The sequence below is a fragment of the Paenibacillus sp. S-38 genome, from assembly GCF_049942825.1.
Taxonomy (GTDB): Bacteria; Bacillota; Bacilli; order Paenibacillales; family NBRC-103111; genus Paenibacillus_G.
This window is the reverse complement of the sequence record NZ_CP187970.1, coordinates 434,438-460,388: the sequence shown is the minus strand read 5'-3', so window position 1 is coordinate 460,388 and position 25,951 is coordinate 434,438. Positions and strand designations below refer to the sequence as shown.

21 protein-coding genes are annotated in these 25,951 nt (G+C 60.9%); 5 read left to right on the top strand and 16 right to left on the bottom strand.

Features of this window, described 5'->3' with window-relative positions; translation table 11 throughout:
- Positions 1-19 precede the first annotated feature (19 nt).
- The 10 genes from ACP26L_RS02215 to ACP26L_RS02170 form a co-directional block, all read right to left on the bottom strand.
- A complete protein-coding gene (locus ACP26L_RS02215; protein ID WP_426450864.1) occupies positions 20-2,758 on the bottom strand; it encodes a hypothetical protein in 2,739 nt (912 codons plus the stop codon).
- 147 nt (positions 2,759-2,905) lie between these two features.
- Positions 2,906-3,178, bottom strand: coding sequence for a WXG100 family type VII secretion target (locus ACP26L_RS02210; RefSeq protein ID WP_013914194.1), 273 nt, complete (start codon positions 3,176-3,178; stop codon positions 2,906-2,908).
- Positions 3,179-3,396: 218 nt separating this feature from the next.
- Positions 3,397-3,648 carry a hypothetical protein gene (locus tag ACP26L_RS02205; RefSeq protein WP_426450861.1) on the bottom strand — a complete coding sequence of 84 codons (252 nt, stop codon included), beginning with the start codon at positions 3,646-3,648 and terminating at the stop codon, positions 3,397-3,399.
- A gap of 19 nt (positions 3,649-3,667) precedes the next feature.
- Positions 3,668-4,465 (bottom strand): hypothetical protein, encoded by a 798-nt coding sequence (locus tag ACP26L_RS02200; protein WP_426450859.1) that lies wholly within the window; start codon positions 4,463-4,465, stop codon positions 3,668-3,670.
- Between the two features lie 56 nt (positions 4,466-4,521).
- Positions 4,522-5,472 carry a WXG100 family type VII secretion target gene (locus tag ACP26L_RS02195; RefSeq protein ID WP_426450858.1) on the bottom strand — a complete coding sequence of 317 codons (951 nt, stop codon included), beginning with the start codon at positions 5,470-5,472 and terminating at the stop codon, positions 4,522-4,524.
- Positions 5,473-5,485: 13 nt separating this feature from the next.
- Entirely contained in the window at positions 5,486-9,559 is a 4,074-nt protein-coding gene (essC, locus tag ACP26L_RS02190; protein ID WP_426450857.1) for a type VII secretion protein EssC, read from the bottom strand.
- A 63-nt stretch (positions 9,560-9,622) separates the two neighbouring features.
- Positions 9,623-9,967 carry an EsaB/YukD family protein gene (locus ACP26L_RS02185; RefSeq protein WP_426450856.1) on the bottom strand — a complete coding sequence of 115 codons (345 nt, stop codon included), beginning with the start codon at positions 9,965-9,967 and terminating at the stop codon, positions 9,623-9,625.
- The gene (locus ACP26L_RS02180) at positions 9,964-10,809 is read right to left on the bottom strand and encodes a hypothetical protein (RefSeq protein WP_426450854.1); all 846 of its coding nucleotides are present in this window, start codon (positions 10,807-10,809) and stop codon (positions 9,964-9,966) included. Before ACP26L_RS02180 ends, ACP26L_RS02185 begins: the two co-directional genes overlap by 4 nt.
- A complete protein-coding gene (locus ACP26L_RS02175) occupies positions 10,809-11,558 on the bottom strand; it encodes a vWA domain-containing protein (RefSeq protein WP_426450853.1) in 750 nt (249 codons plus the stop codon). The genes ACP26L_RS02180 and ACP26L_RS02175 overlap by 1 nt, the downstream gene beginning before the upstream one ends.
- Positions 11,559-11,861: 303 nt before the next feature.
- A complete protein-coding gene (locus tag ACP26L_RS02170; protein WP_426450851.1) occupies positions 11,862-12,392 on the bottom strand; it encodes an STM3941 family protein in 531 nt (176 codons plus the stop codon).
- A 270-nt stretch (positions 12,393-12,662) separates the two neighbouring features.
- On the opposite strand from ACP26L_RS02170, the gene ACP26L_RS02165 reads away from it, so the two are divergent.
- Together ACP26L_RS02165 and ACP26L_RS02160 are read left to right on the top strand one after the other, a co-directional pair.
- On the top strand, positions 12,663-13,931 hold the full coding sequence (locus tag ACP26L_RS02165; protein ID WP_426450850.1) for an erythromycin esterase family protein: 1,269 nt from the start codon (positions 12,663-12,665) through the stop codon (positions 13,929-13,931).
- Between the two features lie 467 nt (positions 13,932-14,398).
- Positions 14,399-14,890, top strand: coding sequence for a DUF1992 domain-containing protein (locus ACP26L_RS02160; protein ID WP_426450848.1), 492 nt, complete (start codon positions 14,399-14,401; stop codon positions 14,888-14,890).
- Positions 14,891-15,923: 1,033 nt separating this feature from the next.
- On the opposite strand, the gene yicI is transcribed toward ACP26L_RS02160, so the two are convergent.
- The 4 genes from yicI to ACP26L_RS02140 all read right to left on the bottom strand — a co-directional run bounded on the left by yicI (position 15,924) and on the right by ACP26L_RS02140 (position 22,151).
- A complete protein-coding gene (gene yicI, locus ACP26L_RS02155) occupies positions 15,924-18,248 on the bottom strand; it encodes an alpha-xylosidase (protein ID WP_426450847.1) in 2,325 nt (774 codons plus the stop codon).
- A 314-nt stretch (positions 18,249-18,562) separates the two neighbouring features.
- A complete protein-coding gene (locus ACP26L_RS02150; protein WP_426450846.1) occupies positions 18,563-20,233 on the bottom strand; it encodes an ABC transporter substrate-binding protein in 1,671 nt (556 codons plus the stop codon).
- An 82-nt stretch (positions 20,234-20,315) separates the two neighbouring features.
- Complete coding sequence (locus tag ACP26L_RS02145; RefSeq protein WP_426450845.1) at positions 20,316-21,209, bottom strand: carbohydrate ABC transporter permease; 894 nt, start codon at positions 21,207-21,209, stop codon at positions 20,316-20,318.
- Positions 21,210-21,221: 12 nt separating this feature from the next.
- Positions 21,222-22,151 carry an ABC transporter permease gene (locus ACP26L_RS02140; RefSeq protein WP_426454787.1) on the bottom strand — a complete coding sequence of 310 codons (930 nt, stop codon included), beginning with the start codon at positions 22,149-22,151 and terminating at the stop codon, positions 21,222-21,224.
- 328 nt (positions 22,152-22,479) lie between these two features.
- Between ACP26L_RS02140 and ACP26L_RS02135 the strand changes: the two genes are divergently transcribed.
- The 3 genes from ACP26L_RS02135 to ACP26L_RS02125 all read left to right on the top strand — a co-directional run bounded on the left by ACP26L_RS02135 (position 22,480) and on the right by ACP26L_RS02125 (position 23,947).
- Positions 22,480-22,809: an antibiotic biosynthesis monooxygenase family protein gene (locus ACP26L_RS02135; RefSeq protein WP_426450843.1), complete on the top strand. Its 330-nt coding sequence runs from the start codon at positions 22,480-22,482 to the stop codon at positions 22,807-22,809.
- A 45-nt stretch (positions 22,810-22,854) separates the two neighbouring features.
- Positions 22,855-23,445, top strand: a complete 591-nt coding sequence (locus ACP26L_RS02130) for a class I SAM-dependent methyltransferase (protein ID WP_426450842.1) — start codon at positions 22,855-22,857, stop codon at positions 23,443-23,445.
- Between the two features lie 70 nt (positions 23,446-23,515).
- Entirely contained in the window at positions 23,516-23,947 is a 432-nt protein-coding gene (locus ACP26L_RS02125) for a GNAT family N-acetyltransferase (protein WP_426450841.1), read from the top strand.
- A gap of 232 nt (positions 23,948-24,179) precedes the next feature.
- On the opposite strand, the gene ACP26L_RS02120 is transcribed toward ACP26L_RS02125, so the two are convergent.
- Positions 24,180-25,220 carry an NADH:flavin oxidoreductase gene (locus ACP26L_RS02120; RefSeq protein ID WP_426450840.1) on the bottom strand — a complete coding sequence of 347 codons (1,041 nt, stop codon included), beginning with the start codon at positions 25,218-25,220 and terminating at the stop codon, positions 24,180-24,182.
- Positions 25,221-25,244: 24 nt separating this feature from the next.
- Complete coding sequence (locus ACP26L_RS02115; protein ID WP_426450838.1) at positions 25,245-25,826, bottom strand: TetR/AcrR family transcriptional regulator; 582 nt, start codon at positions 25,824-25,826, stop codon at positions 25,245-25,247.
- Between the last annotated feature and the right edge of the window lie 125 nt (positions 25,827-25,951).

Genomic DNA, 25,951 nt, shown 5'->3' with positions numbered 1-25,951 from the left:
CACGGGGCTCGGCTTTCGGCTACATATTCTCGATAATCTGGAGAAAAGGCTCCCGCAGCTCGCCGAGACTCAGCATCCGACCGGTGCTGTATTGGCCCGCATAACCCGGCGTGTAAGGAATCGCCCCGACCACCTTGAGGTTCCACGGATCACCCTGCCTGCGGATCAGCTTCTCCGCCAGAGCGCCAGTGAGTTCCCTGCGGTCCAGCAGGCTCTCCTTCTCGTAGCGGGTCAGCACGATCGAGCCCTTGGCGAGGTAATTGGTAAACGCAAGCTCATTGGTCTTGTACAGCGAACCGAGCTCCACGAAGAGCAGGTTGGACAGCGCCAGCTCCGAGTTATGCGAAGTGAACAGCACGTAATCGGAGTAGATCGACAGGTCCTCCGCGATCTTCATCGTTTCGGCCGGCAGGTCAATGACCACCCAGTCGACCAGCGTCTTGACGTAGTTCACTGCCGCATAGAAGCGCCGATCCTGCAGCAGCTCCTCCCTCGGCTTCTCGCCGATCGTCCGCTCGAACCGCCGGTCACCGTAGAGCTCGAGCACGTAAGGCTCGGTCATCGTGACGAACGAGAGCTGTTCGTGCTCCACGAACATGACGTCCTCGAACAGTCTCGGGTTGTTGAGCAGTGCATAGAGCCCGAAGCTCTGCCGCTCGTCGGTCTGCCGCTTCACCGTCTCCGGGAAGAGGTACGAGACCCCCTTGCGCTTATAGTCAAAATCAAGCAGGGCCACCGTGCCGTAGCCGGACAGCAGATGGGCCAGATTCACGGCCGTCGAGGTGACGCCGCTGCCCCGGTCGCCGGTAACGAGAATGCTGCCGTGCTTCGGGAGCTTGACTTTCTTCTCCCGGCTCCACAGGAACGACTTGCCGGTGGGGCGTTCCTTCTCCGGCGCCGTCTGGGTTCCCCGGCCCCGCTCATCCGCATCGAAGCGGATGCTGAGCTTGTCCTTCAGGCCCCACAGGCCGCCCCGCTTCGTTTCCTTCGGAGGCTCAGGCGGAGCCTCCGGCGCCGGGTGCGGCTCAGGCGGGGGCTCCCGGCGGACGCGCTCCGTCTCCTCTGCCGCCTGCGGCTGGGCCGGCCGGGACAGCTCCCGCTCCTCCGGTGCGACCGAGCGGCCGGAGGACGGCTGCATCTTGCCGGCATCCGGCGCCTGCGGAACGGGGCGGGAGAACGCCTGCCTCTCCGGCGGCCTGCCGGCGTCATGCGGCTGCGGCTGCGAGTCCGCCATGCGCGTTGGCGTATCGGCCACCGGCTGACGCTGCGCCACCTCCGCATCCGTCTGGTCCACCGCTGGGCCCGCTTCGGCCGGCTGGTGTGCCCTGCTGCCGGCACCCGCTGCCTTCTGCGGCGGTCCGCTGAACCGGGGGTGCCGTATGCCGTCCCGGTCATATTCACCCGACAGCAGACGCACAAGCTGGCCGCCGTCCATGCCGGGCAGGAAGACCGCGCAGGCATTGTCATACGCCAGCAGTTCGTCCAGCTCGATGAACTGCTCGTACAAGCTCATCCGGCTGATGACCAGATACAGAGCCGGCCGGCTGCTGCCGGTTCTGCCCATCTGCAGCAGCGCCTGCTGCAGCCGCTCCGCTTCCTGCCGGCCGTGATCGGGCGAGGTATGCAGCACGATTACACGGCAGGGGGCGGGCAGCTGTCCCCCTTGCCTGATATCTGTGAGAAAGGCCTCCAGCTCCGCAAACACCGCAGCCCTTCCCAGACTGTGGGCTTCAAGGCGGGTCTGAAGTCCTTCCTCCGGCTCCCCGCCGATGATCATGAACTCTTCCATTGGCTGTTCCTCCTGCCTGACAGGCTCCCTACGGGCTGCAGGCTCCTTATGAATCCGGTTGAGGAGCAGGTACCAGGCCTTGAAGCCCGGTGCCTCCTCCTCCCGGCTGCTGTGCCATACCCGGCTCCACAGCGCTGCGGCTTCTTCCCCCCACAGGGTCCGGACCGCTTCTAAGAGCAGTTCGCCACGGCGGCAGGACGTCCCGATCTCCGCAGGGTCAAAGTAGCTGTCCCCATAGGCTTCCCTCCGCAAGGAGGGGTCGGCCCAAGCCAGCATCTCAGCCAGCAGGACGCCGCCTGCGAACCGATCCGCTTCCGGAGACCAGGCTCCCGTCTGCTGCGCTCCGCCCCTGGCATAGCCCGGTGTCCCCTGCGGCAGCACCTGCGGCCGAGCCGCGTCAGGGTGGTACATCGTATCCACGTCGATCAGCTCGACGGGATATCCACTGCAGGAAGGCGCTGTTCCCAGGAGAGCCGGAAGCAGCAAATTCGCGGAAGAGAGATCCCCGTGAGCCATCCCGCTGCGTTCGAGATCGAAGAGTATCTTCGAGAGAGCAAGCGCCAGCTGGAGGCATGTCTCCTGCGTGAGCTCCCGCCTGTCCAGCAGTACATCCGTCCATGTGGGACCGTCGATCCAGGGCATGAGCACGGCGTAGTCCAGTCCCGCTTGTTGCGGCGGGCCCTCTGAGGCGCCTGGCACCCAGACGGTTCTGCCGCAGACCGACAGCCCCGGCATGGAGGCGTAAGGCGCCAGCCGGCGGGCCTGTTCTGCGATGAACGGCTGCCGGAACCGCGGGCGGAATACTTTCAGTGCCCGGGACGGCCCGCCTTCCGGATCATCGAGCCGGTAGACCGTGCCCTGCCGGCCTTCCTGCCCGTACGGCAGACCGGGAGCGGCCGGATGCTCCGCAATGATATACCGGCTATCGGCTGTACGAAGCTCTTCTCCCGCTTCGGGTTGAAACAACAAGGAAATCCCTTCCTTTGTGATGTTCTATGTATTCCTAAAACGCGATAAATCACGATCGGTTCCTGGTACTGTAGACTCATATCTTCCCCGGATGGGCAACAAAAAGACCAAGCGCACTCGGGCTTGGTCTTCTCTGATCGGGTACATTTACCCTTGGCCGTCCGCCTGACGGAAGCGCTGCGCGATGGTATCCAGTTGTGTCGAGATGTTATGCAGCAGTTCCACATAGTTCTTCATCATCGATTCCGCCTGCTGGAAGTCCGCGAAGAACTTCTGCTGCGTCATCCCTTCCCATTGTCCCTGAAGCCCGTTGATGGTGGCTTTCAGCTTCTGCACTTGAGCCTGGCTCTCAGCTCCGCCCTGTTTGAAGGTGTTGGATGCTTGCTGGAGTGTCTCCGGTGAGACCAAAATTTTTGCCATGGTGTCATCCTCCTGCGACAATATGTAGTAAAGGTGGAGATTATACCCGTTTCTATCGTACTATATCCAAAGCAGGAATACAATGGATTTAGGCTTATTTTTAATTGACATTAGGCCAATAAAACGAAGTTAAACCAGGAAAATATATGGAATTATGCATAAATAAAAGTAATTAAATGTAAATTTACGTTCGCCGACTTATACCTTCCTAGGTCTTTTTACTTACTAGTGAAGTAGCGGTACATGGCATACCAGATGAGCAAGGGTACCAGCAGCATCAGCGCGTAAAAGACCTCTTTCAGGAAAAGCAGATAAACGACCCCGCCCGCCATACAAACCATAACGGCGATCATAAAATACTTGGAGGCAGCCACGAGGAATGTGTAAATGGCTCCAATGGCAGCAGCGACCCCGATCAATAACTTCCCGAAACCAGATTCAAAAAAATCTCCATCGGATTTTTTGGACATCTTCAACCCGCCTTTGCCGCTAAAAGTCCAATTCTTGTATTTGGGTCCTGAAGAGAGATGGGGACAGCTTAGAAACCGTGAAGTTATTCCCCTGCCCATCAGGGTACAGCAGCCACTGGGCCCCTTCGGACTCGATGACAATCAGACCGCGGTCTGCCCGCAGTTCCTGTGCTTTTCCCTCCTCCAGTTTCATGACGCTGTAGATGGAAGCCGCATGCTGCGCATCCTCCAGGAAGCGTTCTGCCTGCTCCGTGGTGAATCCACCCGACACCAGGGCGTCCCTGCTTTCTGCTGCCTGCTCGGAAGTCAGGCCCGCCAAGTCATTCACCAACCGGGCGGGAAGATCAGCCAGGGGGCCGTCGTTCTCCGTATCGACCTTGATCCTTAAGCCCAGCAGAGACAACCCTTCCTCCGCAAGGCCTTCAGGGCTCCCCACCTCCTTGAACGTATGAACAATCCCGTCCAAGCTCTGATAAGAGATATAAGAGCTTCCTTTGCGGTGCAGGTGTCCGGTATAAGAGGTCTGCAGCGCGGTGTCCACCCGCTGGTAGAACAGCGTCGCCTCCGGAGAGCCGGTCGCATCCAAGTACTCCCCAAGCGGGGAAGCGATACTCAACTTCTCCCCATCCCCGGCTACCTGCAGCAGGTCGCGGACCAGAAGCGAATGGGATGCGGTAACGAAGATGTTCTCCACCTCTTTGGGCGGGAGCTCCTCATAAGCGATACCGAGCATTAATTTCGATTCCTCATCCCGTCCCTTCAGGTGAAGAAGCAGGGCCAATTCCTCTAACGAAACTTTTATCGTAGATGCACTCATGTATCCGAAACCACCCCTGCGTACGGGGCAGTCTTGCCCTCCTCCTGTTATGTACGTTACAAGCCAAGCAGGCCCTTTAGCTTTTTGACCCCGGACTTAAACCGTTCCCTGGGCACCAGGTTCTCGATGGCTTCGCTGACTACAGCTCCCCCCAAGGAAGAACCGACGATGGCGCCCGCGATGCCGCCTACCGCCGTACCGATCGGCGGCAGGACGAAGGAGCCCAAGAAGGCGCCCGCTTGGGCCCCGCCGACCGCTCCCGCATACGAAGCGCCCACCGTGGCGGCCACTTTGGTAGTGGAATAGGCAACGTCCGTCGCGACATGCCCTGCAGCTTCCAGGCCATCGTACTTCGCAATATCGTCTTGGATCGATGAGACGAGCGGTTTGACTTCACCGACGGATGTCAGAGCAACACCAACCAAACCGAACGGCTTGAGCTGTCCGCGGATATGCTTCGCTATATTCGTTGCCTTAATGCTGCCGCCGGGCAGCGTGTGATCGATATTACCCAGCTTGGCCGCCATCTTCTGAGGCGTATTGACACTCTTCACCGGAAGCAGTCTGCTCCAGACTTCCGCTACTTTTCCGTTCTTCACCCAGTCTCTCACGCCTATGTCCACCAGGTCGGCCCGCTTGGCATTGGCGGTGATCTGCAGCGCACTCGCGACAAACCCAAGCTTGCCTGCGGTGGACAGGCCCGAAATTATGGCTTTCTTTAATAATTCGGAGGAAGAGTCTTCCTTTTTGTCCGTATCTGCAAATTTTTGGCTGATTTGCTTGAGGTCGCCTTCAATTTTTTGCAGCGTCTCCAGATACCGGCCCATGATCTGGCTTGCACGCTGGAAGGACTGGTAGAACTCCTCCCGGGTCACGCCGCTCCACTGGGATTCCAGCCGCCCGATTGCACCGCGCATGCGGGCAATCGAGGATTGGCTCTGATGCTGAGCCTGCTGGAACTGCAGGGCGACCTGCCCGAGCTGCTCGGGACTGACTCTAATTCTCAAAGCGGCTCCTCCTTTAGCTCATATGGCCTGCCATAGGGCCGACCGATTCAGTAATGCGTCTCACCCATTGCTCAGGACCCGCTCCCCCGGTAAAAGGAAGGGCACCCTTGAACGGAGCATGCCTGCGCCGGACATAGAACCCTTCTCCCGAAGGAAGGGATTTGCCGGTTTCGGCGTACGGCAGCTTGAGGTTGAACAGATTCAGATCCGCACTCTCCGTCGTACCGAGGAGGAATCCGGTCTGTGCGCTCTTGACCGGGCCGGTCCAGCTGTCGAAGCAGTTCCCGATCTCCGCCGGGATGCAGCCGAAGAGGATGTAGACGCCAAGGCCCCTGGCCTGCTTCAGAATCCACTCCAGGTGGCCCTGCAGCTCATACGACATGCCGATCTGCCGGGCCACGGCCTCCCCGTCGTCGATCGCCAGCACGATCGCCGGGAAGCCCGCACCCACGGTTCCGTCCTCTTCGGACTGCAAAAGGAACTTGCGGCGTTCAAGCTCTTCCCGGAGCGGCCCGAGCAGCCCCAGCAGGCTGTCCTCATCCACCGCACAGCCGGTGACGTGGGGAAGCTGCCTCAGCGCATACAGGCCGCTCGGGGTACGGCGGAAGTCGGCCAGCACGAGCTGCAGCGCCTCCGGCCGGTTGGCCCCAGCCAACCCAAGAACCCAGGAAGTGAGCAGCGCGGTTTTGCCGCCTTCCATGCGGGAGCCGACCACGAAGATCGGCCCGTCGCGCAGGTCCGGGCAGAACGGTGTCAGCTCCTCGGTCTCGAGGCCCACCGGAACGCACAGCACCCTGTCCCCGGTTCCCGGCCGGTCTGCTGCTTCACCGCCGCCCGCTGGAGCCCCGCAAGCTCCCTCGAGCAGCGCGCTCAGCGAAACGACCTCCGGCATCACCGGAATCCGGTATGCCCAGGGGCCGTTCCAGGCTTCGCTCATCCGCTTCACCGTGTCCCGGATCACACGGGTGCGCTCGAACTCGTCGGCCCCGCCTGCCGGCAGGGCGATCTGTCCCTCCAGCGGAGGCACCGCACCCTTAAGGAGACCGCGCCCTTCCGGCGCCTGGCTGAGCGGCCGCACCGGCCGTCCCACGGCGAAGTAATAGTCGCTCGGGTCCGCCAACTCGAAGCTGAAGGCCAGCGGGAAGTTGCTCCGGATCTTGTCGAACATGTCCGATACCCGGTTCGTCGTCACAACGAAGTAGAGCCCGAGGCTCGCCCCCTCCCGCAGGAGGGCCTCCCAGCGGTCGTGCTCGTCCGGATAGGCATCTTTGAAGCTGAGGTACCCATCCAGGACGGTGAACACGGCCGGCATCGCGCTCCCGGTCACCTTGCGGTACGTCTCGAGCGACTTGACGCCCGCTTCCGAGAAGAGTTGCTTGCGCTGGTCGAGCTGCACGGCGAGGAACCGGAACAGGCGGCGGACCTTCTCCGCCTCCTCCTGCTGGATGACCGCTCCGGTATGCGGCAGCGGGTCAAAGTCCTTCAGCATCCGCCCGAAGTCCAGCACATAGAACTGGACATCCTCCGGATGGTGCTCGGACGCCAGCCCCAGGAGCAGCGTCTGCAGCATCGTGGTCTTGCCGGTTCCCGGCATGCCGTAGATGAGCAGATGCCCCTCCTCGAGCGGGAAGCGCAGCAGACGCTGGGCCTGGTTCGCCAGGTCGTCGATCAGGCCGAGGGCCGGCTGCAGCCAGCCTTCCGCCCGCTGCCAGCCGGTGCCGTTCCAGCCGGACGCCCCGTCGCGCAGGTCCCCGAGGAACAGCTCCGCCGGAAGCGGCGGCGTCCACGGCCCCGGCAGGGGCTCGATGCCTTCGCCCCCGGCTGTCTCGGCCAGGTGGTCGATGAACACCTGCAGCTGCTTGCGTTCATCGAGCCGGTCCCCGGCCGAGGAGGCGGCCGCCGGTGCGGCACAGCGGTAACGCGTACCGTTCAGCGCGACCGTGTAAGCCTCCGCCTCCACGGCGGCGGATGCCGCTTCCGGCTGGTAAGGGGCGCCGCTCCAGGCGAACTGCACGAGCTCGAAGACCTCGTTGCTGCCCACCTGGAAGTAGCCCCGGCCCGGGTTGCTGATCCGCGCCGCATCCGGTACGCGCAGCATATCCCGGCTGTCCGCCTCATCCTGTACGCGCAGGCAGATCCGGAAGCGGGCGTTGCTCCAGATTTTGTCGTCGACCACGCCGGCCGGCTTCTGGGTTGCCAGAATCAGGTGAACCCCCAGCGTCCGGCCGATCGCCGCAATCGAGATGAGCTCGCTCATGAAGTCCGGCTGCTCTTTCTTCAGCTCCGCGAATTCGTCGATAACGATGACGAGATGCGGCAGTGGTTCCTTATCCCGGTAAGGGGACCGGTAGTACTCGTCAATATGCTGCAGGTTGCCCGCCGCATTCAGTATCCGCTGACGGCGCGCCAGCTCCGCTTTGAGCGACACCTGCGCCCGGTCCATCACCCCCTTCCCCTCCAGGTTCGTGATGGAGGCGATGAGATGCGGGAGTCGGGCAAAGGTGTTCGACATCCCGCCGCCCTTGTAGTCGATGAGCATGAACGCCAGTTCATGCGGGTGGAACTGCAGCGCGAGGGAAGCGATCAGCGACTGGATCACTTCACTTTTGCCCGACCCGGTCGTTCCCGCAATGAGGCCGTGCGGCCCGTGCCCCCGGCGCTCGATCTTGTCGTGAATATTGAGCTGCACCGGCTTGCCGCCTGCCCGCACGCCTACCGTAACCGGCAGCGTGTCCGGGTACCGGTTCTTCCGCCAGTTGGCCGCAGGGGACAGCTCGCCCGTCTCCCGCACGCCGAACATGTCGTACAGCGTCAGTACCCTCGGCAGCTCCCCGGCCGCCGACTTGCGCAGCCGGTAAGGGGCCAGCAGCCGGGCCGCCTCGTCCGCCTGCTCCAGCGTGATGCGGTCGGGGATAAAATAACGTTCCCGGCCCGTCACGCCGCTCTGGCCGGAAGCGGTCTCCAGCAGCCTGCCTTCGCCCAGGGTGACCTCCAGGATCATGCCGCATTCCTTCGGCAGGGTCTCCCGGCGGTCCGACAGGATGAACGTGCAGGCGGACAGCGCCTCCGCTTCCCGCAGGAGCAGATGCACAAGCGGCTCGTCCTCCATCGGCCGGATGTCGCTGAGAAAGAACACATAGGCCGGCAGCTTCATCTCCGCCTCCCGCCCGGGGGAGGCGGCAAGCTTGCGTGGGTGCAGCACATGGTACAGCGCATCCAGGGCCTGCCGGGTCGTGCTCATATCCTTGGCGAGATAGCGCGCCTTGCGCTCGTCATCCCAGGTATGGGGCAGCCAGCGCATCCACTCCCAGTACGGGGCCTCTTCCTCCCCGAAGAAAGCGCCGACCTTCACTTCGTCGGGCGCATGATGGGCAGCCAGCTGCAGAGCCAGCACGCGTACCATGTTCTCGGCCGCCTGCCGGTCCCCGACGATCCCGATGACCTTCGACTCGAAGACAGGCAGCTGCACAGGCACATGGGAGACCGCCTGGTAATCTTCGTCGAGCTTCTGGGCCGCTTCAATCAAGGGCTCCTTCTCGTAGCCGTCCTGCTCCGGCGCTTTGATCCGGATGCAGAACGGCTGGTCTCCCACCCCAAGGCGCAGGTGCAGGAAGTCCTCCTCCTGCGGGGAACGGTTCCAGACCTCCCCGCTCCACTCACGGATGCGGCGCACGCATTCCTCGGGCGGCGGGTCGGTGTCCAGCATGACTGATTTTTGCAGCTCGCGCACCTTCTCCAGTTCCTTGCGGTGGCTCTCCAGCTGCGCTTCGTATTTGGACTCCCGCTCCGCCTTCTCCCTCTTGTACTCCCGCTTGTTCGAGAGGTGCGTGAGGAATGGCACGAGATAGGAGACGGCCATCGTCGACATCGAGATGAGCTGCACGACCAGGTACGAGCTGTTCTGGTTCGGATTCAGCATCACGAGCAGCAGGACGCTGGCCGCCGTCATGCCGGCAGGCAGCAGCATGGAGATCAGCGACAGTTTGGGAGGGGTTGGCGGCGCCGGAGGCCGGTGCACTTCCACCGTGCCGTAAGGAATTCCCTTTTTGATCCGTGGCGACCGCTGAAAATACTGGGGTCTCTGCATAGAAGTACCTCCACATGATGTTGCGTTGCTTGGGACCTCGGAGGTCCGACGTTACATCCCAGGTCAGGAAAAAAGCGGCTTCCAGCCTGCAACCGGCAGGCCCGATGAATCCCCTGAAGCGGATTCGGCCTTCCCCGGTCCGGACTTGTCTTCAGGCGGTGCAGACATACGGCCGATGCGAAGAAATGCCCCGTCCCGAATGTCCTCGTCGCTCAAAGTGCGCTCCGGCGGAAGGATCCTCCAGGCCTCTCCCGGCAGACTCGCTTCCAGAATCAGCCGTCCCCCGTCGTGGACGGCCGCTCCCGCCGCCTCCGCCAGAAGAGGAAGCAGACGGCCCACCGGCATGTCGTCCGGCACTTCCACATCCACATCCAGACGTTCCCTGAGCAGCGTCATAATGCGGTTCATGATGATGCCTCCTCTCTGTCATTCGGCGGCTGACCGCTCCGCCACTGCACCTGAAAATAAAGCTGGTCGTCATCCGCCGGATAATCTCCTTCTTCCCAGCAGATACGCAAAGGATCAGGCCCCTCGGGCGGCAGGTTCGTTACCCCTTCGCAGTAAGCTGCCAATCCGTCCGTATAGACGGTCAGACCAGCTGCCGTAGCCGGCAGTTCGCTGATAAGCACAGCCGGACGGCCTCCAACGACTCCCCGCCTCGTTGACCACCTTTGTCTCGTCGAACTGCCTGCCGGCGGGGGCTCCCACCGCCCATCGGTAGATACGAAACGTAGCCGGATATCCCCCAAGCACCCCAACACGAGCCGTCCCGCAGGAAACGCCGTGTTCGGAAGATCGATCCTGCCGCAGACGAACATCGCCTCGCTTCCGAGCAGGCGTTTATCCTCGAGCACTTCCCGCAGCAGGCCTGCGGCCATAGGGGGAAGCGGATGGTTCCGCACTTCCTCGCCGGCTGTGTGCGTCAGCTCCATGAGCAGCCGCGCCAGACTCAGCCGGACCTCCTGCTCTTCAGCTTCGGTAGAGATCCCGTTCGCGCACCACTCCAGCAGGGCATCTCCGAGCAGCCGGGCGGCCAGCCCGCCGAAGAAGGACAGGCTGACTCCGTCGCAGATGCAAAAGGAGGCGCCGGCCTCATCCGCGCGCAGGGCCAGATAATCCTGGCTCGGCTCTCCCGCAAGACGGCTCTCGTCGGCCCGTCTGGCCGCAAAGCGGTATAAGGCGGGACCGATCACGACAGTGGTCGGAGGAACATCCTCAGCCGGATCCAATCGAAATTCGTATGTATTCATCAGCGGACCGGCGTGGCGGAGGACATCTGGAAGCCGAGCCCCACCAGCTCCGCGCTGCTGCCCGGCAGCATCATATACGATCCGGCGGACAGCGGGTAACCCGAGTCCTGGAGAAGCTCGAGATAGCTCTCCGGGATCCGCGAGGACATGCGTCTCAGCCGTACGGCCGTCTCTTCCAGGAACGGTGTATCGTCCTGAATGCCGCCCCAGCTGCGGACATCCCCGACCGGCTCGACCAGCAGATGCTCGGAGATGAAGATGTTCTCCACCAGCACAGCCCCGTCGGGAACCCTCATGTCCATAAGCCGCCGGACGACCGGTTCGGGATCGGCCCCTGTCGGCGTGCCATCCGTTATATGGCACACGAGGGGAGCGGGACAGTCGGCCAGGCCCGGCAGCTCGGCCATCAGGAGCTTCTCGGCGTAAGCGAACGCTTCGGCCGTCTCCGTCAGCCGCTGGGGGACGAGCTCCGGAATGCCCTTGCGGGCCACCTCATCGATCGGCTTGATTCCTCCGAGCAGATCGTAGACCGCGTCGCTGTAAGCAATAAGAGCCACCCGGTACCGCGGGGAGAGTCTGCCTCCCTTCGTCGAACGGAACACCATCTGCTTCAAGGCCGCCGTCAACGAATCGAGCGCGAGATCGAGCCTCCGCCTGCCTCCCATGGGAAGCGTCATGGATCGGCTGATGTCGAGGAGGTATATGATCAGGGCCGGTGTTTTCTCTGTTGCCTGTATGCGGTAGCTCATAGATCCTCCGGTCGCAGAACGAAACGTTTCAACTGTACCTTACTCCGCCTGATGACAAAGCCACAGCGGTACGCTTAGGGATCAAGTACGTCCGCCGCGGCCGTTGGGTTTCAGGCTTGGTCCGGCAGCGATCCGCCCGTCCCAATTTGAAATATATGGAATACGTATTATTACCTATATAGAATTAGATTACGTGGGATTAAAAGACTACATTTCCAACGTTCGGCTTGATTTTACAATTAATCCTTTGGAAATTCAATCACTCTTCTATGTATTTGGGCCATACTGAGTCCAAAGACCCAGTTACTCCTTTGTACGGAGAGCGGCATTCCATCGCTCCGTCATGACCGCGTAAAGCTCATCCAGAGGCATCCTGACGCCCGTCTGCGGAATGTTGACGGAGGCCTCGACCAAGCCGCGGTTCATCCGCAGCAGGACTCTTTTGAACGGACTCTGCTTCTCCAAAAAGGACCCCGGGTCGTGCAGCTCGAGTCCGATAAAACGCTGGCCCATCAGCTCATAGACCGTGATATCGCGAATCTGCTCCCATCGAATGGCCCCGCCTCCCGTGTAGGAGGAATGATCCATAATCCCCTCATCGTCAATGACCAGCGACGGCTTGCGGCGAATCAGCCTGGACAGCAAATACAGCAGACAGCCTCCGAAGAAGATGATGCCCGCCGCCCCCACGACGATCAATTCGAGGTCTTCCTCCTCTTGTCCCCAAGCGAATAATCCCGCTCCCCCGGCCACGAATATGGCAGCCCCTATGGACAGCCCGGCCAGTTTGAGCGTACTCGGATACTCGATGATTTCCTTCTCCCTAACCTGCATGCCCTCTCTCCTCTCGCCCGGTAATTAGCCAAGGGTCAAGCAAGCCTGGCTCTTGACATGCCGTTTGGCCTTCAGCCCTTCCCCTACCCGGATAATAATTGGATATCAGTGTATCATCCCGGCCGAGGGGTGGCAATACCTTACTTGTCAGGTTAGCTTTGTACAGCGGCAGGAAAAAGCAGGGGCTGGGGGCATGAAATGCCAGGCGGGTAAGGATACTACGGGTAAGGGTACGATAAGAAAATCCATATCGGGAGGAATCCATATCTCATGCTAAGCAAATCGACAGAACGTATCGCAGCCCTTCAGAAGCTGGCCGTTCCCCTGAAAGAAAAGGCAGCGATGGACAGTCTGATCACAGCCGCGTCCTCCGCCCGCTGTGTGCTGCTCGGCGAAGCCTCGCACGGCACCTCGGAGTTCTACACGCTGCGGGCTGAACTGACGAAGCGCCTGATCACCGAGCATGGCTGCCGCATCATCGCCGTCGAAGGAGACTGGCCTTCCTGCTTCAGCGTTAACCGGTATATCAAAGGCCTTCCCGGCGCCGCAGGCAGCGCAGCCGAAGCTCTGGAAGCGTTCGACCGGTGGCCGGAGTGGATGTGGGCCAACCACGAGATCGGCAGTCTGGTCGAGTGGCTCAAGGAGCACAATGCTTCCCTGCCGCCGGAGCGCAAAGTGGGGTTCTACGGGCTTGATGTTTACTCTCTGTGGGAGTCCATGGACGAAATCCTGCAATATCTCGAGCGCACCGGCTCACCGAACGTGGAGGAAGCCCGTGCGGCGTTCGAATGCTTCGAGCCCTTCGGCGGCGAAGGCCAATCTTACGGGATCTCCGCGTCGCTCTTCGGCGAAGGCTGCGAAGATGAAGTCGTTGCGCTGCTGGCCAAGCTGCGGACCGAGCGTACCCGCCCGCAGGACCCGCAGGAGGAAGCGCTGGACGTCGAGATCAACGCCCTCGTGGCCGTCGACGGCGAGCGGTATTACCGCGCGATGATCACTCATGACGCAGAATCCTGGAACATCCGAGACCGGCACATGACCCAGGTGCTGCACCGCATTCTGAATTTCCACGGGGCGGACGCTAAAGCGGTGGTGTGGGAGCATAACACGCACATCGGCGATGCCCGGGCGACCGATATGTTCACCGACGGCATGGTCAACGTCGGCCAGCTCACCCGCGAGCAGATGGCGCCCGGTGAAGTGTACGCCATCGGCTTCGGTACCCACCGCGGCACGGTTATGGCCGGCACCAGCTGGGGAGCGCCAGCCCAGGTGATGGACGTGCCGCAGGGCATCAGCGGGTCGTGGGAAGACCTGCTGCACCATGCCGTCGGCGAGGACTGCGTCCTGCAGCTGAAGGACGCCCCGGCAGTGCTGCGCGAGACGATCGGCCACCGGGCCATCGGCGTGGTGTACCGCCCCACGCATGAGCGCGGCAACTATGTGCCGAGCCGGCTGCCGGACCGCTACGACGCTTTCGTGCACGTGGAAGTCTCACAGGCTGTGCGTCCGCTGGCGGGCGAACCGGTTTTAACTTAGCAGCCGGGCGGGGATTCCCGGGGAGGTCAGGTCAGGCATTGGCGGGCAGGGAGGGATCGGAATGGCTGGGATGCGCTGCGCAGCCCTCCCTGCCGGCCCGGGCTGCTGCAGGCAAGCCGGCGGCCGATGGCTGCGGCGCTATGGCAAGCCACGCACCGGCAGGTGAGCTGACTCCGGCTTAGTCCGGTGAGGGCTCCTGACAGGCCCAGCATGGCAGGCATGAAGGCGGCCGATGGCTGCGGTGTTATGGCAATCCACGCGGCAGCAGGTGAGCTGATTCCGGCTTAGTCCGGTGGGGCTTCCTGGCAGGCCCAGCATGGCAGGCATGAAGGCGTCGCGGTGAACTGGCGAGTGGTGCGGGTCCATGACGCAGGGTCCGTGTGATGGCCCCGGCCCGGACTTGACCGAGACCTTCCGCATCCCTTACGCTGGGAGAGAGACGGCTCAGAAAGGGGACGCGTGAACCTATGCTGAACAGAGAGCGGGAAGAACGGCGCAGACACGGCCACCAAGGGGAACAGGAAGCGGCGGAACGGCCGATCATTCCCCTGCCGAAAGAGACGCTGGAGGACCGCGATGTCATCCTGCACGCCCAGCTCGAGCAGCATCGGCTCGCCAATGAAGCGTACGAGGAATTCGTCAAGAACGGCGGACTGGAGAAGCTTCCGGGCTTCGGCAAACCGCTTGAGGTGCCGACCGGCGATATTTTGGCCTCCATTATGACACAGGCCAAGGTGCAGCCGCCCTTCATGATGCTGCGTACGGAGATCCGCAAGAACATGGAGCTCGCGATGGAACTGCTGAAGCAGGATCCCGGCAGCCCCGAGATCGACGCGACCCTGAACGATGCCAACAAGCAGATCACGGAGCTGAACTATCAGGCGCCCAGCCTGAGCCTCCACCGGAAAAAGCTGACCCGCGAGAACCTGCAGGAGCAGTACGAGCGCTGGTACAAGTAAGGCCCCCTTGGAATATCCGGTTTATCTCAGGGGTGCCGGGTTTATCATTTGAAATGGAGATGCGGTGCCGTTTGGCGCCGTTTTTTATTTGCCTTATTGGGGAGTGCAAGCGGACAACCAGCGGTTGCCCCGTATGTTAGCCGCGGCTGGCTGGACTTTCAGGGATGCCGGGTTATCCGGGACTAGCTTGGGAGCAATGAGGGCTCAAGTGACCGGTGTGCTGCACGGGCCCGTACGGTTAGCATGCGGCCTGCTGTATCGCTCCCATAACGCGGAAAATCCGTGTTCGGCGGGAGGTAGAGCGGCGAAGTGGAAGCTTGCGAACGGGCTTGCACGGTTTTTACGTGTTAGAAAGCGTGAGATTGCTGAATCGCTCCGATAGCGCGGAAAATCCGTGTTCGGCACGGGTTGGAGCCGCGAAGCGGAGGCTTGCGGACGGGCTTGCACGGGTTTTCCGTGTTAGCCCGCCTATAGAGTGCTGAATCGCCCCGATAGCGCGGAAAATCCGTGTTCGGTGCGGCTTGGGCGAGGTGGAAGCTTGCGAACGGGCTTGCGCGGGTTTTCCGTGTTAGCCAGCGTGCGGCCTGTTGTATCGCCCCCGATAGAGCGGAAAATCCTTGTTCGGCGGGGGGTGGAGCGGTGAGGCGGAGCAGCCAATTTGACAAGCTTCACTGGGAGGATGAGCTCCAAAGCATGGCTGCCGTTTCTGCATCTGATGTAATTGATCACATGGCAGGACTCACTCCTCCCAACTGGCGGTTATCCGATATCTTACATCGGATAATCTTCTCCAGCTGTCCCAAATGGGCTTTCTCGGCCCCGCATCCGATGGTTTACATCACATATCAGGCTCCGACTAACCTTTCAGGCAGGTATGCGATGTTTTACATCGGATACCTGACCCGCGCCGGCCCGCCCTGCGGCGTGCCCTCGGCCCCGGCGCCCACGGCCCCGCTCGCGCAGCGCGCGCAGACCAAATACCCCAACCTCACGGTTGGGGTATTTGCCGCGCCTCGCCTGCCGTGCCGCCCGCCTACGCCAGCCGCACGCTCCACTCGCGGCGACCCGCCTCCGGCGTGAGCCGCACGCCCTGCGGCGTGCGCTCGGCCGCGGCGCCCTCGGCGCTGGCGCTGTCCACGCCGCGCAGCAGCAGGCTCCACGCGCCGGCGCTCTCGCCTTCGGTGCGCACGCTCAGGCTCCCGCCGCTGCGCGTCACGCTCACGCGCAATACTTCCTCCGCCTGCGTGCTGTAGACAACCCGCTCCGCCGTGGCGCCATCCGCCAGCTCGAAGAGCTGCAGCTCCAGGCCGTCAGCGTAGTCGTAGTCCGGCCGCTCGGCATCCGCGCCGACCGGCAGCAGCGTGCCCGGCCGCACATAGATCGGCAGGCTCATGTAGCCGTGCTCCTCTTCGCGCCAGGTGCCGCCTTCCACCGTCTCGCCGGTGAACAGATGCGTCCAGCGGCCCTGCGGCAGATAGAAGCTCACGCGGCCCTCTTCGTTGAAGACGGGCGCGACCAGCACCGAGTCGCCCAGCATATACTGGCGGTCGAGGTAGCCGGAGGTCGGGTCATCGCCGAACTCAAGCAGCATTGCCCGCATGAGCGGCAGCCCCTTCTGCGACGCTTCCACCGCCCCGCCGAACAGGTACGGCATCAGGCGGCACTTCCACTGCGTGAAGAACCGCATGACGTCGACGGATTCTTCGTCGAACGCCCACGGCACGCGGTACGACACGTTGCCGTGCAGGCGGCTGTGCGAGGAGAGCAGGCCGAATGCCGTCCAGCGTTTGTAGACATCAGCCGAGGATGTGCTCTCGAAGCCGCCGATGTCATGACTCCAGAAGCCGAAGCCCGAGAGGCCGAGCGACAGGCCGCCGCGGAGGCTCTCCGCCATGGATTCGTAGCTCGCGAAGCAGTCGCCGCCCCAGTGAACCGGGAACTGCTGGCCGCCGGCAGTCGCCGAACGGGCGAAGAGCACTGCCTGGCCCCGGCCCAGTTTCTCCTCCAGCACATCGAATACGACTTTGTTGTAGAGCTGCGTATAGTAATTGTGCATCCGCTGCGGGTCGGAACCGTCGTGATACACAACATCGGTCGGGATGCGCTCACCGAAGTCGGTTTTGAACGAATCGACACCCATGTCCACGAGCTCGCGCAGGTAGCCGGCATACCACTCGCAGGCCTCCGGATTCGTGAAGTCCACGATGCCCTGGCCGGGCTGCCAACGGTCCCACTGCCAGACGTCGCCGTTCGGACGCTTGATGAGATAGCCCCGCTCCCGGCCTTCGGCGAAGAGCCGCGACTGCTGGGCGATATACGGGTTGATCCAGACGCAGATGTGCAGCCCCTTTTCCTTCAGCCGCTTAAGCATGCCAGCCGGGTCCGGGAACACTTCGGGATCCCACTGGAAGTCCGTCCAGTGGAACGCCTTCATCCAGAAGCAGTCGAAGTGGAACACATGCAGCGGCAGATCGCGCTCGCGCATCCCGTCCACGAAGGAGTTCACCGTCGCCTCGTCGTAGTTCGTCGTGAACGAGGTCGTCAGCCACAGCCCGAACGACCAGGCCGGCGGCAGTGCAGGCTTGCCGGTCAGCGTCGTATAGCGCTCCAGCACCTCTTTGCCCGATGGTCCGCCGATTACGTAATACTCCAGCGACTCGCCCGGCACCGAGAACTGCACCTTCGACACCTTCTCCGAGGCGACCTCGAAGGACACCATCTCCGGCTGGTTCACGAACACCCCATATCCGCGATTGGACAGATAAAACGGCACATTCTTGTACGCCTGCTCACTGCTCGTCCCGCCGTCCCGGTTCCAGATGTCGACGGTCTGGCCGTTCTTCACGAACGGAGTGAACCGTTCGCCGAGACCGTAGATCAGCTCTCCGACACCGAGGTCGAGCTCTTCCTTCACATGCACGTCCCCTTCCGGTCCGCTGACATGCGCGATGGCCTTGGTCCCACTGCCCGTAATCCGGCGTCCGTCCTGGTAGAACACGGCGCTCCAGTCCCCTGCCTCGAGTACCTTCACCGATACGCGGCCCGCCGTCAGCGTCACCACGCCGTCTACGCGCTCTACCGAAACATCGTGCGTTTCGCTGCGCTGCAGTTCGAAATCCGGCCCCACATGCTGCACACCTGCGAAGTGCTCGATCTTCACCCCGATCACATCCGGCTGCGGTGAGAAGTAGCGGATCGTCAGCAGCGGACAGTCGAGCTGCCCGCTGCGGCGCGATACATCCCTCGGCGCCACGAGTACGGTAACCGAGCGTTCTTCCGCCGTCACCGAGAATACCTGGACCGCATTGATCAATTGATACCCTTCGCGGGTCATCCAAAAGCCGTCACTGAATTTCATTCGTAATTCCTCCTTGCGGCTCTACGGCCGCGGCTGAATGGATACCGATATGTACAGGGCAGCAGCCCAAGGCACGAGAGGAAGGGACCCTCCAGCTTCATCTGCGGCCTCTTTAGCCTCCACCTGCCGCGGGGGCCGTTCAGCCGTCTGAAAGAGCGGCCTGCCCCCTTCCCGCTGCCTTGACTGCGCCCACCTTAAGAGGTCCGTTCCCTTCAGGACATCCTTAAGGACCCGACGACCGGGCCCTAAAGGCTTCCTCCTTATTCCCGGCAGCTTCCTGACGCCCGTCATGGGTGCGCCGGCACTTACCTGCCCTACTCGTTAAACAGCTTTGCACGCTCCTTGACCAGTTCCGTATACTCCTGCTCCATCTTTTTCACGCCCACCTTATCCAGCTCCTGCAGCATCCCGTCGTAGATGGCATCGAACTGCTCCGGCTTCGCAAGGATCGCTTCCGGAATCCGCTTCCATACGATCGTCTTCGCTTTGTTGTAGGTGACGTTGACGTTGGAGTCCGGCTCTACAGGGATCGACCAAGCCGCCCCCCAAGGCTTCACCGGGAATTCTTCCTTTTTGGGGAACAAGTCTTTCCAGGTCGTTGCGCCGTACGCCTTCAGCGTTTCTTTGTCCGCCTCCGAGTAAGAAGCAATCTTCTGTTCTACGGTGGTTGTGGTATAGGTGTTGCCTGTCGAATCCTTCACACCGTCGCCGTAGCGCCCGGAGATGTAGTACGACCCGATCCCGCTCGCCTTGTTGAAGTTGTTGGCATCATTGACCTTCTTGTCCAGAACATCCGGAGGGATGACCCGTTTGCCGTTCTCCACCTTGTAATGCATGCCCTCGATCCCCCAGTTGATGAGGACTTGACCTTCGTCGGACGCCAGATAATCCAAGAATTTGATCGCCCGCACCGGATCCTTCGCGGATTTCGTGATCCCGATCCCATATCCGGCAAGGTAGCCCGTATCCTGGAACGAGTGGTCCTTGAAGCTTTCATTGAGCGTAACCGGATAATGGCCGTACGTCCGCTCGAATTTGCCCTCTTTGCGCAGCGCGTTCTGCGCCTCCTGGTAGTCCCAGTCTTGGTCGATCAGCCCAAGCACACGGCCCGAAGCGATCTTCGCCTTGTATTGGTCATACTTTTGCACGAAGCTTTCCGGGTCGATCAGTCCGATATCGTTCATATGATTCAGCCAGCGGAAGTACTCCTTCTCTTCGGGCCGGAAATAGTGGAATTTGGCTTCGTACGTCTTCGGATCGATATAGTACTCCCCATCATCCGGGGCGCCCGTCGTCAGGAACGCCGGGTTCGTCACGGAAATCATGATGTGCCAGTCATCCGCATTGAGCGAGAGCCCGATCGTCGGCTTGCCGTCGATGGTCGGATGCTTCTCCTTGTATGTTTTGATGGCGTTCTCATAATCCTGTACCGTGCGGATCTTCGGATAGCCGAGCTCCTTCACAACCGCATGCTGCAGCTCGAAGCCGCCGCCCGCATCAAAATATTCCTGATCCACCGGTGAAATAGGGAGGATATAGATACTCGGGTCCTCTGTGCTCCAGCGCAGGCGTTTCATATATTTTCCATAGACCTTCTTCAGATTCGGCGCGTGCTGTTCAATCAGGTCCGTCAAATCAACCAGCGCATCGGCGGCCACCAGCTTGCCGGGGTCTCCCTTGGGCAGAATCATATCGGGATACTCGCCGCTGGAGACCATCAGCGGTATTTTTTGGTCGGAAGAGCCGACCGGGAATTCCATTTTGAGGGTGACGCCCGTTTTCTCCGTAAGCTTCTTGCCCACCTCGTCCTGCATATTGTTCCAAGCCGGATTGGGGTCTGCGCTGAATACGGACAGCGTGACGGGCTCCGTACTTGACCCGGAGGCCTCGCCCGGCTCGGCGGCCTGATTCTTGGAGCAGCCGGTAACCGTTACCAGCGCTGCGGCCAGCATGACACTGGCCCATTTCGTCGTTCGTCTCTTCATTATGCGGATCCTCCCTTTTCTCATCCCACGGTTATCGTAACACAGCCCTTCCGGATTTTCCCGGATAACCTGCCCGCGGGGCTTAACTTTTCACGGCTCCCAGCGTCATGCCCTTCACAAAATATTTTTGCAAAAACGGATATACGAGCAGGATCGGCAGGGTAACGACAATCGTGATGGCCATCCGGATCGATTCCGGTGACACGGCCGCAATGTTCTGTGCCATATTCGGATTGCGCGCGGCGTCGGCATTATTCTGCGTGCTCTGCAGCACCTTCATCAGCTCGTACTGAAGCGTGGTCAGCGACTCGTTCGAAGAGTTATAGAGATACGTATCGAACCAGGAGTTCCACTGTCCTACCGCAATGAACAAGGCTACGGTAGCCAGCACCGGCTGGCAGAGCGGCAGCACCACGCGCCAGTAGATCGTGAAGTCGTTCGCACCGTCAATCTTTGCCGATTCCTGCAGTGCATAGGGAAGACCGTTAATATAAGAACGGATAATGAACACGTTCCAGACGCTGAGCAGCCCGGGAATCAGGTACACCCAGAAGCTGTTGATGAGATGCAGATCCCGCATCAGCATGTACACCGGGATCAGACCGCCGGAGAAATACATCGTCAGCGCGAACATCATCGAGAACAGGCGGCGGGCCTGGAATTCCTCCCGGCTGAGCACATAAGCCACCATGGAGGCGGAGATGACGCCGATGAGCGTGCCCGCCACCGTCCGGATGATGGAGTTGCGGAAGCCTGCCAGCAGGCCGGAATATTGGAAGATCGTCTCGTAATTCTTCAGTGTGAACTCCCGCGGCCAGATGTGGATGCCGCCGCGCACCGTATCCGTCGAATCGTTGAGCGAGATCGCCAGCACGTTCAGGAACGGGTACAGGGTGACGATCACTGTGAAGATCATGGCCGCATAGAGCACCACGTCGAACAGCCGGTCGGACAAGCTTTTGCGTGTCCAGGTCATACGCATGCCCTCCTAAATGATGCTTTCTTTCGTTAACCGCTTGTAGATGCCGTTGGCCGTCAGGACGAGCACGATGCTCACTACGGAGTTGAAAATCCCGATCGCCGTGCCGTAGGAATACCGGCTAAGCCCGATTCCGTAATTGAGCGCATACAGGTCGACGACCTCCGAGTAGTCGATGACGAGCGGGTTGCCGAGCAGGAACTGCTTCTCGAACCCGATGGAGACCAGGTGCCCGATCGAGAGGATGAGCAGCACCATGAAGGTCGGCCGGATCCCCGGCAGCGTGATGTGCCAGATCTTGCGGAAACGTCCCGCCCCGTCCACCGTGGCGGCCTCATACAATTCGGGATCGATGCCGGCCATAGCGGCGAGGTAGATAATCGAGTTCCAGCCGGTTTCCTTCCACATGTCGGAAGCGGTTACAATCGACCAAAACCACTCCCCTTTGGCCATGAACTGAACAGGTGCATCAATGATCCCAAGGGTGAGCAGCAGCGAGTTGACCGCGCCTCCCTCGGTCGACAGCATTTTCGTTACGAGCCCGGCTACGACGACCCACGACACGAAGTGGGGCAGATACGAGACCGTTTGGACCGATCGTTTGAAGAACTGGCCCTTGAGCTCATTCATCAGCAGGGCAAAAATGATCGGCACCGTAAATCCGACCACCAGGCCCATGACGCTCATTGCCAGCGTGTTGCGGAGCACCAGGTAGAAGCGCTCGTCGGCGAAGAGCTCGGCGAAGTTGGCAAGACCCACCCACTTCTGCTCGAGGATCGACCGGCCCGGCCGGAACTTCTGGAAAGCCATCAGCCAGCCCCAGATCGGCACGTAGCTGAAGACGATCAGCCAGATCACGAACGGCACGGACATGAAATACAGGTACTTCTGGCGGCCCATCGTCTGCCAGAATCCGCCGGAGCGGCGGGGCTTCTCCATAGGGAGAACCCCCCGTGTTGTTAGCGGTTCCATTAGGCTCCCTCCTTTGATTCGTTCTTTGTATACCTCTATGATACCGGAGCCGCCGCCCCTGGAACACACGCCGGATTCCACCTGATATCATGTCAAAATCGGATGTCGGGCCCGGTACAAAGGGGTCATGGGACTGTAGCGGGTCGGATAGGATTGGAGGGGATCCGAGGGGGATTGGGTCGGCCCGGATGGAGTCAAGATAGGGTCAAGAGGGGTCGAAGGGTCTCCCCCTCCGGGACTGCCTGTGGTAAAGTGGAGCCATAGCGAAGAGAAACATGAGGGAGGATTCGGTCACATGGGCGAAATAGCTAAAACACCGCAGCCCCCATACTATGCGGTGATTTTTACCTCGGAACGGACCGCCGGCGACAAGGGCTACGGCCGCATGGCCGATCTTATGGTGGAGCTGGCCTCACAGCAGCCGGGCTTTCTTGGTGTGGAAAGCGCCCGTGACGCCGACGGCCTTGGCATCACGGTGTCGTACTGGGACTCGCTCGAAGCGATCCGTGCGTGGCGGGAGCATGCCCTGCATAAGACGGCGCAGGAGAAGGGGCGCACGGACTGGTATGAACGGTACGCGCTGAGGGTAAGCAAAGTTGAACGGGATGCTTTTTTTGAAATGTGAACCGGGCAGGGAAGCATCGCAGGTCAGGTAGAGGACTGAGGAGAGATGAGCACTTTTTTTGCCAGGCATTACGATGCCCTGATGGGCTGGCTGGAGAAGCGGGGCTTCACCCGCATCCGAGCCAATCTGCTGCGGGAAGCTTCCGGGACGGTGCTCGAGATCGGCTCGGGAACCGGGCTGAACTTCCCGCTGTACCGCGGATGCGACAAAGTGACCGCGCTGGAGCCGAGCGAGGTCATGCGCAGCGCCTCGATGAAGCGGGCCCTGCTCGCTCCCGTGCCGGTCGAACCGGTCGGCGGGGACGCACAGAACCTCCCCTTTGCCGATGATTCTTTCAACACGGTCGTGGGTACGCTGGTGCTCTGCACCATCCCCGATCCCGAGCAGGCGCTGCGGGAGATCCGCCGGGTCTGCAAGCCGGGAGGAACGGTGCTGTTCTTCGAGCATGTCCGCCTCGAGCATGCGGCGCTCGGCCGGCTGCAGGACTGGCTCACGCCGGCTTGGAAACGGCTGTGCGACGGCTGCTGCCTGAACCGCAGCACGCTGGACACCCTGCAGCAGGCGGGACTGGAGATCGAGAGGACGGAGCGGTATTACGGGGATATTTTCGTAACAATAGTGGCAAGGAATCCGTAAGCGGCAAGCGGGGACGCATCAGGAGGCAGGATAGGAACGATCGAAAACTGATCACACGGAGGCGGCAAAAATGCAGCGATCTGTCAGGCTGGCGTGTCCGGACGATGCGGACGGCCTTGTACGGCTCAACCAAGAGTTCAACGGAGTGGACATCACGGCTGAAGAAGTGGCCCGCAGCCTGCGCCTTAGCCCCGAGCTGGTTGCTGTGGCGTTTCTTGGCGGAGCGCTCAGCGGCTTTGCCTGTGCCCGGAGCTTCGCTTCCTTCTGTTACCGGGAGCGGCAGGCCGAAATCACGGAGCTCTTCGTAACGGAGACGGCCCGCGGGCAGGGACTGGCCCGTGAACTGCTGCTCCTGCTGGAAGAACACCTCCATAGGCAGGGGGTTCAGAGCATCAAGGTGATCACCGGCGGGAGCAATGAAGCCGCCCTGAAGACCTATGCGCGGTCCGGATATGTCCGGAAGAAGCACGCCGTGCTGTACAAGGAGCTTGGGCCTGATTGAGCAGCAGCTGAGCCATAGGATCGGGGAACTGCAGCAGCCCAGCCTTAAGTTAAGCCGCCGAATTATCCGGCAGCGGCGTACTTGCCCCTCCCTTACAGACGACTTCTCTATGGGAAGGCCTTCTGTAATCACCATACGCAAATAAAGAGCAGGCTGCCTGGGGCAGCCTGCTCTCGCTTCCACTTCAGATGGATCAACCGGCCGGAGGCATAAGCTTCCGGTCCATCATGAGTTATACCAGCGTTTTCAATGCCTCCGGCGTAAAGGGAGTCAGCTCATCCGTCCGGCCGTCGCGCAGCTTGCTTGCCCAGGCAGGATCGACCAGCAGGGCCCTGCCCACGGCAACCAGATCGAATTCCTCGCGTTCGAGCCTCTCGATCAATCCGTCGATCTTGGCATTCCCCGCGCCTTCCCCATTGGTGAAGAGATTCGTAAAGTCCCCGTCGAGGCCCACCGATCCAACCGTAATCGTCGGTTTCCCCGTCAGCTTCTTGGTCCATCCGGCCAGATTCAGATCCGAGCCTTCGAACTCAGGCTCCCAGAAGCGGCGGGTCGAGCAGTGGAAGATGTCGACGCCTGCAGCGGACAATGGCGCCAGGAACTCTTCCAGCAGAGCCGGCGTGCCGGCCAGCTTCGCCGAATAGTCCGAAGGCTTCCACTGCGAGATGCGGAGTACGATCGGGAACTCGGGACCGACGGCGCGACGGCAGGCTTCGATGATCTCCACCGCAAAGCGGGTGCGTTTGACCAGATCGCCGCCATAACGGTCCGTGCGGGGATTCGTCTGCTCCCAGAAGAATTGGTCGATGAGGTAGCCGTGCGCCCCGTGGAGCTCGATACCATCGAAACCGATCCGTTTGGCTTCGGATGCGGCCTGCGCGAAAGCTTCCACTATGGAGGCGACTTCCGCTTCCGTATATTCACCGGCATTGCCCTTGGCGCCCATATGCCAAAGCTGAGGAATGATCCGCCCGCCAGCCTCGTGCACCGCAGCCACTACCTTGGCCCATCCGTTCAATGCGGCTTCACCGTAGAAGTGCGGTACATTGCCTTGATTCGATGCATCGGGGTGAGGAACTACAGTGCCCTCCGTCACGATAAGGCCCACGCCGTTCTCCGCCCGGCGGCGGTAATAGTCAACCACATTCGGGCCGGGCACACCGTCCGGAGAGTACTGCCGGGTCATCGGGGCCATTACAATGCGGTTAGACAAAGTTACATTCCCGAAAGTAAAAGGCTTGAACAAGGATTGAACTGACTCATTCGTTTTCATCTTTAGAGCCTCCAAGTCATTTTTTTAAGGCAGGATCAGCGCAATAGACGTATGCAAAACCGCTTGAATCCGCTCCGGTGAGGCACCTGACTTCTCCATCATCCGCGCACCGAGAAGAGCGCCTGACAAATGGGCGGCAAGCGCATCAGCGGTATGCCGGTTCGTGATCTGCCGCTGCTCTTGACCACTCCGGATCAACTTCCCGATCAACCGTTCCATTTCGCAGGACATCATCTCGACCTGTCGGGTTACCTCCTCATCACTGGATCCGAATTCCAGCGCGGAGTTGACCATGAAACATCCTCTGCGGCCCGCTTCATCGCTTGGGGTAAAGGAAGCGTCGCACATCATCTTCAGTTTCTCCAAGGGAGAACCGTCCAGAGAGACGAATTGTTCCATCCTCGCCACCTGCTGCTCACGATACAAGGCCAGCGCCTTCAGGAATAAGGCCCGTTTGTCATCAAAGGCACAGTACAAGCTCTGCTTCTTGACCTGAGTACGGCGGGTCAGGTCCTCGAAGGAAGTCGCCTTAAAGCCTTTCGTCCAGAACACTTCCATGCACTGCTGAAGGGCACATTCGATGTTAAATTCTCGGGGTCTGCTCATGGGATTATCGTATCGGTTCTTGACTATGTAGTCAATAAATATTTTTACAGCATGACCATTATTATACATAACAGACTGCGGTCCCTTATCCTAAAATACACAGAAAAGAGCAGCTGCGCGGCAGC